11 protein-coding genes are annotated in these 12,808 nt (G+C 35.8%); all 11 read left to right on the top strand.

Going from position 1 to position 12,808, the window contains the following annotated elements; translation table 11 throughout:
• Positions 1 to 131: 131 nt before the first annotated feature.
• The 11 genes from tkt (at position 132) to NSS97_RS18530 (ending at position 12,776) form a co-directional block, all read left to right on the top strand.
• Complete coding sequence (tkt, locus tag NSS97_RS18580) at positions 132 to 2,132, top strand: transketolase (protein ID WP_016092115.1); 2,001 nt, start codon at positions 132 to 134, stop codon at positions 2,130 to 2,132.
• 156 nt (positions 2,133 to 2,288) lie between these two features.
• Positions 2,289 to 2,729, top strand: coding sequence for a sporulation inhibitor of replication protein SirA (sirA, locus tag NSS97_RS18575; RefSeq protein ID WP_002014415.1), 441 nt, complete (start codon positions 2,289 to 2,291; stop codon positions 2,727 to 2,729).
• Positions 2,730 to 2,807: 78 nt separating this feature from the next.
• Positions 2,808 to 3,029 carry a YneF family protein gene (locus NSS97_RS18570; protein ID WP_001132292.1) on the top strand — a complete coding sequence of 74 codons (222 nt, stop codon included), beginning with the start codon at positions 2,808 to 2,810 and terminating at the stop codon, positions 3,027 to 3,029.
• Positions 3,030 to 3,153: 124 nt separating this feature from the next.
• Positions 3,154 to 4,905, top strand: a complete 1,752-nt coding sequence (locus NSS97_RS18565; RefSeq protein ID WP_341113741.1) for an ABC transporter transmembrane domain-containing protein — start codon at positions 3,154 to 3,156, stop codon at positions 4,903 to 4,905.
• Positions 4,905 to 6,668 carry an ABC transporter ATP-binding protein gene (locus NSS97_RS18560; RefSeq protein WP_044443688.1) on the top strand — a complete coding sequence of 588 codons (1,764 nt, stop codon included), beginning with the start codon at positions 4,905 to 4,907 and terminating at the stop codon, positions 6,666 to 6,668. The genes NSS97_RS18565 and NSS97_RS18560 overlap by 1 nt, the downstream gene beginning before the upstream one ends.
• Positions 6,669 to 6,807: 139 nt before the next feature.
• The gene (locus NSS97_RS18555) at positions 6,808 to 7,854 is read left to right on the top strand and encodes a GH25 family lysozyme (RefSeq protein ID WP_107886484.1); all 1,047 of its coding nucleotides are present in this window, start codon (positions 6,808 to 6,810) and stop codon (positions 7,852 to 7,854) included.
• Positions 7,855 to 7,993: 139 nt separating this feature from the next.
• The gene (locus NSS97_RS18550; RefSeq protein WP_107886485.1) at positions 7,994 to 9,028 is read left to right on the top strand and encodes an NERD domain-containing protein; all 1,035 of its coding nucleotides are present in this window, start codon (positions 7,994 to 7,996) and stop codon (positions 9,026 to 9,028) included.
• A gap of 53 nt (positions 9,029 to 9,081) precedes the next feature.
• Positions 9,082 to 9,651: a hypothetical protein gene (locus NSS97_RS18545; RefSeq protein WP_107886486.1), complete on the top strand. Its 570-nt coding sequence runs from the start codon at positions 9,082 to 9,084 to the stop codon at positions 9,649 to 9,651.
• A gap of 220 nt (positions 9,652 to 9,871) precedes the next feature.
• Positions 9,872 to 11,599 (top strand): S-layer homology domain-containing protein, encoded by a 1,728-nt coding sequence (locus tag NSS97_RS18540; protein WP_002128565.1) that lies wholly within the window; start codon positions 9,872 to 9,874, stop codon positions 11,597 to 11,599.
• 166 nt (positions 11,600 to 11,765) lie between these two features.
• Positions 11,766 to 11,912, top strand: a complete 147-nt coding sequence (locus tag NSS97_RS18535) for a BC1881 family protein (RefSeq protein WP_002014405.1) — start codon at positions 11,766 to 11,768, stop codon at positions 11,910 to 11,912.
• A gap of 108 nt (positions 11,913 to 12,020) precedes the next feature.
• Entirely contained in the window at positions 12,021 to 12,776 is a 756-nt protein-coding gene (locus NSS97_RS18530) for a sulfite exporter TauE/SafE family protein (RefSeq protein ID WP_002128564.1), read from the top strand.
• Positions 12,777 to 12,808 lie beyond the last annotated feature (32 nt).

Here is a 12,808-nt window from a genome sequence, read left to right as displayed (position 1 = left end):
ATCACTGTATTTTTTATGAAAAATCAAAAAAACATCAACATATTTGTCGATACATGTTGTATAATCTTGCGTGGGAAGCTATCATATAAATGTATAAAACGTTTACTAACATACGCGAAGGGAAGAATAGCATGTCACATTCAATCGAACAACTTTCTATCAACACGATTCGCACATTATCCATTGATGCGATTGAAAAAGCAAACTCTGGTCACCCAGGAATGCCAATGGGTGCAGCACCAATGGCTTATACATTATGGACTCAATTTATGAAACACAATCCAAATAACCCAACGTGGTTTAACCGCGATCGTTTCGTATTATCTGCAGGTCATGGTTCAATGTTACTATACAGCCTACTTCATCTATCTGGTTATGACTTAACAATGGATGATTTAAAGAACTTCCGTCAATGGGGAAGCAAAACTCCAGGACATCCTGAGTACGGTCACACAGCAGGTGTAGACGCAACAACTGGTCCACTTGGACAAGGTATTGCAACTGCTGTTGGTATGGCGATGGCTGAAAGACATTTAGCGGCTAAATACAACCGTGATGCGTATAATGTAGTAGATCATCATACATACGCTATTTGTGGTGATGGAGATTTAATGGAAGGCGTTTCTGCTGAAGCATCTTCATTAGCTGCTCATTTACAATTAGGTCGTCTTGTAGTACTTTACGATTCAAACGATATTTCATTAGATGGCGATTTAAATCGTTCATTCTCTGAAAGTGTAGAAGATCGTTACAAAGCATACGGGTGGCAAGTAATCCGTGTTGAGGATGGAAACGATATTGAAGCAATCGCAAAAGCAATTGAAGAAGCGAAAGCTGACGAAAAACGCCCAACGCTAATTGAAGTAAGAACGACAATTGGTTTCGGTTCTCCAAACAAATCAGGAAAATCAGCTTCACATGGTTCTCCACTTGGTGTAGACGAAACAAAATTAACGAAAGAAGCATACGCTTGGACTGCTGAACAAGACTTCCATGTAGCAGAAGAAGTATATGACAACTTCCGTAAAACAGTACAAGATGTTGGTGAAACGACGCAAGCTGCGTGGAATACGATGCTCGGTGAATATGCACAAGCATATCCAGAATTAGCAAACGAACTGCAAGCAGCAATGAACGGTCTTCTTCCAGAAGGTTGGGAACAAAGCTTACCAACTTATGAATTAGGATCAAAAGCAGCAACACGTAATTCTTCAGGTGCTGTAATTAATGCAATTGCAGAGTCTGTACCATCATTCTTTGGTGGATCAGCTGACCTTGCTGGTTCTAACAAAACATATATGAATAACGAAAAAGACTTCACAAGAGCTGATTACAGCGGTAAAAACATTTGGTACGGTGTTCGTGAGTTTGCGATGGGTGCAGCAATGAACGGTATTGCACTACATGGCGGTTTAAAAACTTACGGTGGTACGTTCTTCGTATTCTCTGACTACTTACGTCCAGCAATTCGCCTTGCAGCATTAATGCAATTGCCTGTAACGTATGTATTCACACATGATAGTATCGCTGTTGGTGAAGATGGTCCAACACATGAGCCGGTTGAACAATTAGCAGCACTTCGTGCAATGCCAAACGTTTCTGTTATTCGTCCAGCAGACGGTAACGAATCAGTTGCAGCTTGGAGACTAGCTCTAGAATCAACAAAAACACCAACTGCATTAGTGTTAACTCGTCAAGATCTTCCAACATTAGAAGGTGCAAAAGACGATACTTATGAAAAAGTAGCAAAAGGTGCATATGTAGTTTCTGCAAGCAAGAAAGAAACTGCTGATGTAATCTTAATTGCAACTGGATCTGAAGTAAGCTTAGCAATCGAAGCGCAAAAAGCTCTAGCAGCAGACGGCGTTGATGCAGCTGTTGTTAGCATGCCATCTATGGATCGCTTTGAAGCTCAAACTGCTGAGTACAAAGAATCTGTACTACCAAAAGCAGTAACGAAACGTTTCGCAATTGAAATGGGTGCTACAATGGGATGGCACCGTTATGTAGGTCTTGATGGAGATGTACTAGGTATTGACACATTCGGTGCTTCTGCTCCTGGTGAGAAGATTATGGAAGAGTATGGATTTACTGTAGAGAACGTTGTTCGTAAAGTAAAAGAAATGCTTTAATGATTTTAGAAAAATCTCTCCAGCATGGGGAGATTTTTCTATGTAATTGAGTTTTTTCGACAGGAAAAGTTTTTTCTCTCTCCGTAGTCAGACAATCATTGCAAATCTTCTCTTATATAATGTAGGGAAAAGGTTGTCCAGATCGGGAGGGGAAAAATGAAAACGTATGAATTGTATTTAATTCAAGAGGATATTGCGAAAGCTTACTTTGGTCGTGAATATTTGTTTTTTGATTTATTTGCTCGATTTTCAGAATCTGGGTTCCTTTCGGAGAAGAAAGTATTATATAAACAAATGACGTATATTACGATGCCGTTACAAGTAATGAAAATTCATCATAAATTAGAACAAGCTTTGCGTGTTCTTGGTAAATATGAAAGAACAAATCATACTCATACGCTTTATACAGGAGCCGAATACGGAGAAATAATGGTGAAACCACAATATATTCGAATAAATACTTCTGGAAATGTATCCATGGAAACAACTTTCTTTGAGGTGCTTAGAAAGTGTGAGTTAACATTTTTAGCGATGGATTATGAAAATAAAAAGTACGGTTGGTTAAATCCTCTCAAACAAGTACGAACATATGTGTAAAAAATGTCGAATAGTATCTTGTCTTATTGAAAAGGTTTTAGTACACTGTAAGGTAGACAACATGAAGGAGGAAAAGATATGCCAATGTGGTTAGGTATTCTAGTGGGCGTAGTAGCACTAGTAGCAGGCGTGGCGTTAGGATTTTTCATTGCCCGCAAATACATGATGAATTACTTACAAAAAAATCCACCAATTAACGAACAAATGTTAAAAATGATGATGATGCAAATGGGACAAAAACCTTCCCAAAAGAAAATCAATCAAATGATGAGCGCGATGAACAAGCAACAAACGAAATAAGCGCCAAAGGGCACTCTTACCGAGTGCCCTTTTCTTTTGGTTATAAAAGATATTTAAAACTTTTAAAAATTCTGTGTTTTTGGTAAACTGAAAACATCGCTCATTTTAAGGGAGGAGGATAAATATGAAAGTGTTTTTTAATTTAGCTTGGTTTTTTAAGCAAGAAAAACGAGCGTACATAATCGGAATTATTATGTTATTTGGTGTCGCGCTTCTTGAACTTGTAGCGCCAAGAGTACTGGGCATTGTAGTAGATGAAATTAATAATGGAACATTAACGTCTGAAAAATTGTTGAACTGGGTTATTCTATTAGTAGTTGTAGGAATTACGATGTATATATTACGTTACTTATGGCGTATTATGATTTTTGGATCTTCTTTAAAACTAGCTCGTCAACTGCGAAAGAATCTATATGAACATTTTACTAAGATGAGCCCATCCTTTTATCAATCACGTCGCACAGGCGATTTGATGGCACATGCGACAAATGATATTCAGGCGATTCAGCAAACTGCGGGGGCCGGTGTTTTAACACTCGTTGATTCATTAGCTGTTGGAGGATGTGTACTCGTAGCGATGGGATTTACAATTAGTTGGAAGTTAACGTTATTAAGTTTAATTCCGATGCCAATTGTAGCTATTTCTACAAATTATTATGGAACTTTATTGCATAGAAGATTTCATAAGGCACAGCAATCGTTTTCTGAAATCAATGATAAAGTACAAGAAAGTATGAGTGGGATGAAGGTAATTCGCTCACTTGGACAAGAGAAAGAGGATTTACAAGCGTTTCGGAAGAAATCTGAAGATGTCGTACATAAAAATATGCTAGTTGCACGTATTGACTCGTTATTCGATCCAACGATTTCCCTAATTGTCGGATTTTCATTTTTGATCGCAATTTGTTACGGATCATTATTAGTTGTACGAGGTGAATTAACTGTAGGGGAATTAGTAACATTTACAACGTACTTAGGGACACTTGTATGGCCAATGTTAGCGTTTGGATGGCTATTTAATATTATGGAGCGTGGACGTGCTTCGTATGATCGTGTGGAGAAAATACTTTCACAAACTTCAGATGTAGTGAATAGGGACAATGCTATAAATACTATAGCAAGTGGTGATGTTTCGTTTGCTGTTGATTCGTTTTCTTATAAAAAGAATGAACTATTAAACTTAAAAGATATTTACTTTAACTTAAGAAAAGGTGAAACATTAGGAGTTGTAGGGCGTACCGGTGCAGGGAAGACGACGTTATTAAAATGTTTAATTCGAGAGTATGATCATTTTAATGGTGAATTAAAAGTTGGGGGGCGGGATATTCGAGATTTAACACTTCACGGTGTGCGTTCTGCAATTTCATATGTACCGCAAGATCACTTTTTATTTTCAGCGAGTATTGGGGAGAACATTGCTTTTGGAAAGGCCGATGCTACATATAAAGAAATTAGCCGAGCTGCTGATATTGCTTGTATTCATAATGATATATTTCAATTTCCAGAAGGGTATGACACTGTAGTAGGTGAAAGGGGCGTTTCACTATCAGGAGGTCAAAAACAGAGAATCTCTATTGCGCGTGCATTATTAACAAATGCTGAAATTTTAATATTAGATGATTGTTTATCAGCCGTAGATGCAAAAACAGAAGAAACTATTTTAACTGCATTGAAACGAGAAAGGGCAGAGAAAACGACGATTATTACTGCCCATCGTTTAAGTGCTATTCAGCATGCAAATCTTATTCTTGTTATTGATGAAGGTAGGGTTATGCAGCGAGGGACACATGAACAATTAATGAAAGAAAATGGTTGGTATAAAGAAATGTACGAAAGCCAGCAGTTAGAGGCATTAGTAGAGAAAGGAGGCGTATGATGGCTGAGAAAAAACGGAGTGATTTAAGAAGGTTGCTTTCTTATATGAGGCCCTATAAAGGGTTATTGGCGTTAGCATTTTTATTTCTAGTTGGTGCAACTGTAACTGAAATGATGGGTCCTTTTTTAATTAAACAATTTCTTGATGAACACTTAGTGCCAGGTAACTTTGAACAATCAGCACTTGTAACCCTATTTGTAGTGTATATTATTGCTCATTTATTAAAAGTATTATTTACTTATTTAGACTTATTGTACTTTCAAAATATCGCTTTTAAGATTGTCCAAGATATGCGAGTTGAAGTGTATGAACATGTTCAAAAATTGTCATTAAGCTTCTTTGATCGTACGCCGATTGGTACGCTCGTATCTCGCATAACGAATGATACAGAAGCGATTAAGGATTTTTATGTTAGTGTACTATCAACATTCGTGAAAAATGTAGTCTTTTTAGTAGGGATTTTAGTAGCGATGTTTTTATTAGATGTAAAATTAGCGCTATTTTCGCTCATATTAATTCCGGTAATGTTTGCAATTATGGTGTTGTATCAACGGAAAAGTGCAGCTTTTTATTTAGAGGTACGTAATCAGCTGAGTATATTAAATGCAAAGTTAAATGAGTCCATTCAAGGTATGAATATTGTTCAGGTGTTCCGGCAAGAAAAGCGGATGAGAAAAGAATTTGAAGAAGTGAACAATAAACATTTTAGTGCTGGACGTCGTACATTGAAATTAGATGCATTACTTTTACGTCCAGCAACAGATCTTGTTCATATTGTAGCAATTGCGTTAGTACTTGGTTTATTCGGAATCGATGCTTTAAAGAGTCCTGTTGAAGTAGGGGTTTTATATGCTTTCGTTAACTATATTCATCGTTTCTTCCAGCCGGTAAATGAGATGATGATGAAACTATCTTTCTTCCAGCAAGCGCTTGTTTCATCATCGCGTGTATTTCATTTAATGGATGATAAAGATTTAGCTCCTGTTCAAATGGGGAGTGAACAGCCACGAGTAGCTAACGGGGAAATTCAGTTTAAAGATGTTACTTTTTCATATGATGGAAAGCGTGATGTTTTAAAAAATGTATCTTTTCACGTAAAGCCAGGGCAAACGGTTGCTTTCGTAGGGCATACTGGTAGCGGAAAGAGTACGATTATGAATTTATTAATGAGATTTTACAATATTAAATCAGGAAATATTGTAATAGACGGAGTAGATTTAGAGCAGTTTGAAGAACAAGAAATTCGAAAGAAAATTGGTCTTGTGCTGCAAGATGCATTTTTATTTGCTGGAAATGTAAAGCAAAATATTCGTATGTATAATGAAGAGATTACGGATGAAGAGATAGAGGAAGCGGCAAAGTTTGTGCAAGCGAATACGTTTATTGAAAAATTACCAGAGCAGTATGATACAGAAGTTGTCGAAAGAGGAGCTGCATTTTCTAGTGGTCAAAGGCAATTAATTGCTTTTGCTAGAACGATAGCAACCAATCCGAAAGTATTAGTGTTAGATGAAGCGACGGCAAATATTGATACAGAAACAGAGGAGGCTATCCAAACGGCATTGCAGCAAATGCGAAAAGGTAGAACAACGATAGCGATTGCGCATAGATTGTCTACAATCCAAGATGCGGATCAAATATTTGTTATGCATGAAGGGGAAATTGTAGAAAGCGGAACACATCAAGAGTTACTTAGTAAACAAGGACTTTACTACAATATGTACTTGCTACAAAATAAAGGGAGTTTGCAACAGGCCTTGTAAAATTACAAGGTCTTTTTTCTATTCTCTCAGATATTAAAATGTAATAAAATTTTCGAAATATGTGAGAGGTTTGTCGTGTCCTTTAACTAGAGTTGTACATATTGTATATAGAATAACAAAATTTGATAGGAGCTTTTATATGCAAAATAGATCCAGTTCAAATATTACGTTTATTGATGTGTCTCATTGGGAAGGAAACATTAATTGGAATGCTGTGAAGTCATCTGGCATTCCAGCGGCGTACGCAAAAGCGACGGAAGGTGTGAACTATATTGACCCGACTTTCGTTCAAAATGTACAAGCTGCGAGAAATGCGAATGTATTAATTGGTGCATATCATTTTGCTCATCCAGAACAAAATGATGCAATTTCAGAAGCGAAATATTTTGTGAATATATTACAGAGTAATCAGACGGACTTAATCCCTGTTTTAGATTTAGAATCGCCAGCGGATACTAGCAATAGTAGTTTAACGGGTGCGACTATATCGAATTGGGCAAGAAGTTTCGTAAATTATGTGAAACAAGCTACTGGGAAAAATGTAATGTTATATACAGGAGTTTGGTATATTAATGAATTTGGAATTAGCGGGTTAAGTGACATTCCACTATGGATTTCCAGATATTCTAGTATACCGCCTGCTGATGCTGGTGGATGGACAGAGTGGACAGCATGGCAGTACACAGATTCTGGTCAAATTTCAGGTGTAGGAAATTGTGATGTATCAGCAGCTGTTTCATTAGAAGCTTTACAAGGAAATGGAGCAAGTGGTGGAGGTAATGTTTCCACGCCTAATAATGCGACTCCAGTATACGGAGTTGCTGTAATTAATGGACATAATGTGAATTTACGAAGTGGACCATCTTTACAGTCTAGTGTAATTCGCCAATTGAATCGTGGCGAATCATATGAAGTTTGGGGAGAACAAAATGGATGGCTCTGCTTAGGGACAAATCAGTGGGTATATAATGATCCAAGTTATATTCAGTATAAACATTATGTAGCAACTATTACTGGTGATAATGTGAATCTGCGAGATGCTCCATCATTAAACGGGAATGTTATAAGACAGTTACATCATGGTGAATCATATCGAGTATGGAGTAAGCTAGATGGATGGCTTTGCTTAGGGACAAATCAATGGGTATACTATGATTCAAGTTATATTCAGTATGGTGTACAATAAAGTGAACTTAAAAGGTATCTCGACTGAGGTGCCTTTTATGAAAAATATATAATTTTTACAAAGTATATATTGATAGCATAGTATAATGTAATTGATATATGTTTAAAAATAATCGGAAATGAAATAAAGGAGTAATAATATGGAGTATGTGCTAATAGGTGGGATTTTAATATTATTAGCTGTAGTGTTTGTACTGTTTTATAAAAATAAACAGTTAGAATCAGAGAGTCAGCAAGTAGAGTTTGAAAAGAAACAAGCGATTGAAACGTATGAAAATGAGATTGCAGCTACGATTACAGGGCATAAAGAACAACAGGATACTTTAAAGAATATGGAACAGAAAAAATATAATGATTTACAAGTGAATACAGCTAGAGAACTTGAAAATATGCGTATGATGAAAAATCAATTGGCTGTTCAACATAGTAAAGAACGTAGTGAAATGCAAGATAAGCATAGTAGTGAAATACATATGTTTCAAAATTTAATTGCGGATTTACGAGAATATACCAAAAATGGTGCTGAAGTGAATGCGCATGAAACATTACATTATATGAAGCGAGGTTTCGTTGAGCAAGGAATAATACTAGAAGAAGAGTTTCATATTATACCGAACGTTTTTATGATACGCAATAAATATAGAGATAAACGTGACATAAATGATAATCGAATTCATCACCTTATCTTATGTAAAGCTGGTATTTATCTACTTGAGACGAAAGAATGGACAGGGAAATTAATCCATGGCTTAACGAGAGAAAATGCGGGTATATATTCATTTATGATTGAGGAAATTGGTAAGTATCAATATGAAATTGAAAAAGAAGAGACATTTGAATTTATTACGGATGGAACTTCATTAACTTTGCAAGTAAGAAATGAAGGGAATCCAGCGTATAAAGCGAAAATGCTATCTCAAACTTTATATAATTGTTTGGAAGAAATGCAAGTAGATATTGTAAAGGAAAAAGTAAAACCAATTGTATATTTTGAAAATGAGAGTGGAAAAGAAGTTATTGATCTTTCTAATGAAGAATTGCCGAGATTTAAAGATAGAGAGCAAATTGTAACGTTTTTCAGAAATGAAGTTTTAACAAGTAAAGTAATATATACAGCACAAGAACTAAGAAAGATTAGAGATATGATTGGTCAGATGAATTATGTTTCGAAATGAAACTTTAATTAGCAGAGCAAGGCTTGAAGTGTGTAAATAGCGAGGTGCGTTAGGTGGAGAAAGGTAAAAGCTCTATATTGTGGGGAATATTGTACATTTATTTTTGTTTGTATATATTAATGTATCTTGTGTTTATCTTTGTTATAGATATGGTTCATGTGCCATTGAGTGTAATGAGTATTTTGGTGGTAGTAATGCCTTTTATTTTATTAGTTATTATTCAAAAGTCTATCTTACATGTTTCGGCAAGACGTGATAAAGGTAAGAAACAACTGTTCACTATAATTATGGTGGGTTTCATTCCATTGCTAGTATGCACCGTACAATTAAGTATAAATAAATACACTTCAAATTTTAATCAGGATCGGTGGTTAAATTATGAAGAAAAACGAGTACATATGGTAGATGACCTATTACAGGAGCATAAATTGATAGGGAAATCAAACGAGGAAATTACAAAATTGTTAGGGACCCCTATGAAAACGAGAAGTTGGGCAGAGGGAATTACTACTTTGTACTATCTTGGGAATGAACGTGGTTTCATTCCTATAGATAGTGAATGTCTTGTTTTGCAATTTGATAAAGATGGTAGAGTTATAGAGTATAAGGTACAACGAGATTGAAATAGTGAGAGGAGAAGCTATATCTTTTATAGCTTCTTTTCTATATTCCAATATAGAAAAAGTAGGCAAATAGTAGTCATTCCTATCTATACGAATGAGATAGAGTTTGTTATATTGTAAAGGGTTATTTAGTTTAGAAGTCTGCTAGATAGCCTTAAATATTTTAGATTAGGGAGGGAAGTTAACACGAATTAAGATATAAACGTGTTAAATAATTAGTATGAAAAAAGAATTTTATAATGTTTTAGCTGCATCAATTGTATTTAGTATGGTAACGATTCCAAGTTTTTCCTATGCCGACACAGTAGAAAAGACCGTAACGATTTCAACAGACGAGCAAGCATTAAAAAGTATTGAAAGCCATATGAAAGATGAAGATGGACGTGGAGAGAGCAAAGGAATAACAAATGAAGTACAAGGAGATTTTTTTGTACATATAATAGGCTCAGCATCTTTATTTGATTCTGCTGAGTTACAAAAAGCGACAGGTGTTCAGCTTTCTAATCAAGTAGTGAAAGCCGAAAAACAAAAAGGAAACGCTTACTATATACAAACAGAATCTGGAGCTGGGTGGATACAAAGTAGTGAAGGAAATGTAGAGGTTAAGGAAGTTTATCACTTGGCAAACGAAAAATTAGTAATTAATGAAGAGACAGCTACATATTCCGCACCATTTAATTCATATAAAGACGAGAAAGTGTTACAACCGCAAACAATTATTGCAATTGGACAAGTTGGAGAGTGGTTCCAAGTCCAAATAGATAATGAGGTGAAATGGATTTATGCACCTTCAGCAAAATTTGAGGGTACAAAAGCATCTCTTATTCAAAGTACAACTCCAACTCGTACGAAACGTGCAGCGGTTATGTATACTGCACCAATAGAAGAGAAAACAACGGATATTTACGGTGTACCATTAAAGGAAATGATTGTACCAACAGGTAATGAAAATATTCGTCCAGGTTATGCGATGAAACCAAAATACATTACAATTCATGAGACAGATAATTATAGTGTTGGAGCAAATGCTAGAAACCATGCACAATATTTATACAGCCAAGCAACAGGAACGACTGATCGTTCAGCATCTTGGCATTTTACAGTAGATGATAAAGAAATTTATCAACATCTACCATTAAATGAAAATGCTTGGCATGCTGGAGATGGAGCAGAAGGAACTGGTAACAGAGAATCAATTGCAATTGAAATTGCTGTCAATCAAGATGGTGATTATAATAAAGCTGTGGAAAATGCTCGCAAACTAGCAGCCTATTTAATGGGGGAGTTAAATATTCCTTTAGAAAATGTGAAAAAACATCAATTTTGGAGCGGAAAGAATTGTCCGGCCATTATGATAAGGAATAATGCGTGGGAGCCATTTTTGCAGGGAACGAAAGCTTATTATGATACGAATCATAAAGATGATATAACTGGCGGTTGGTATGAAGCAGATATTCGTGAATTAGATAAAAGAGGTATTATGGTTGGAGACGGGAAGGGTTCTTACTGGCCAGAACGTCTTGTAACACGTGGTGAATTTGCGAATTTAGTTTCAAGATCATTGCAATTACCAGAGGGGAAATCGAATTTCAAAGATTTAAGCACAGCCCATCCATCGTTAGTAGATGGTATTAATCGTGCAGCTAGTGCTGGGATTATAAGTGGACGAGGAAATGATATATTTGCTCCGAATGATACGATTAAACGTGATGAAGCTGTTATTATGATTGATCGTGCATTGCAATACAAAAATATAAAAGGTAATTTAGTTTCATTACCATTTACGGATCAAAATTTAGCGTATGATAAACAGGCGGTTCAACGTGTTTATGGGTTAGGTATTGTAAAAGGGAATGAGAATAATGAGTTTATGCCAAAAGGTTCTGCAACACGTGGGGAATCGGCAGCATTTATTAATAGAATGTTAAAAGTAATAGAGAGTAAATAATGGAAAGGCATTCGCTTTGGCGAGTGCTTTTTTATTTTTCAATATGTTATAGAAAGGGGATGTGAATTTTGACTGGAATAAGGAATGAAAGCGGAGGTGATGCATATATTTAGATGCATTGGGTAGTTTTTTGTAATTTTGTATAAAATGAAAAGGAGGTAGGACGGTGAAATCAATACCGACTGAAGTCCTGAGTAAGGAATTGATGGAAAGAGAAGGGGTTATATCTATTACAGTGATGGAATTTGAAAAGATAGAAGTGGCCGGAGTAGTTGTTTCTGGTCCAGCTGTTATTTTAATTAATCAAGATTAAATACATATTATCAATAAAGAAAAGTAGTCAGAGCATCCGCTTAGGGTGCTTTTTGTTTGTATAGAAGTGTGTATATGATAGATAATTGGGATATTGGAGGGGAATTATGTGGCAATTATTATAACAATGTTATTAATGGGAGTTTTATTAGGATTTGTCGGAGCAGGGGGAGCAGGATTTATCATCGCGATACTCACTCTAGTATTCCATATCCCTATTCATGTTGCTCTTGCAACATCTTTAACTGCGATGGCATTTACGACATTATCTGGAGTAGTAAGTCATTACCGAGAAGGGAATGTTGTGCTTGTAATAGGCGGAGTTGTTGGGGGATTTGGCGCGTTTGGATCCTATATTGGTTCAAAGTTTGGTTCGTTAATACCAGCACATCTGTTGCATTGGTTTACAGCTGGTATGTTATTTTTATCGGCAATTTTTATGTTTATTCGGTTGATTATGTTTCAAAAAAGATCACAGTCGTCTTTAAAAGGGCATAAAGAACTTTCGAAAGATAACGTGATTAAATGTATATTCCTCGGATTGGTGACTGGAATTTTAGCAGGTGCATTTGGTATTGGCTCAGCACCTTTTATCCAACTCGGATTAATGGTTCTATTAGGTTTAACAATCCGTCAATCTGTAGGGACGACAATGCTCGTTATATTACCAATCGCAATTGGAGGTGGGTTTGGATATAGTTCGGAAGGGTATTTAGATTATGTATTATTAGTACAAGTTTTAATCGGGACAATGTTAGGAGCATATATAGGAGCTAAGTTTACAAATTATGCACCTCGCATGCTTCTAAGGTTTTCGATGATTATGACACCAATATTAGCTGGATGTATGTTGTTAGTAGATTAAAGAGAATATATAGAAATCTATTAATATATTTT

The sequence above is a fragment of the Bacillus sp. FSL R12-0074 genome (assembly GCF_038005725.1).
Lineage (GTDB): Bacteria > Bacillota > Bacilli > Bacillales > Bacillaceae_G > Bacillus_A > Bacillus_A mycoides.
Note: the sequence above shows the minus strand (reverse complement) of the source record. Positions and strands in the feature narration are given on the sequence as shown.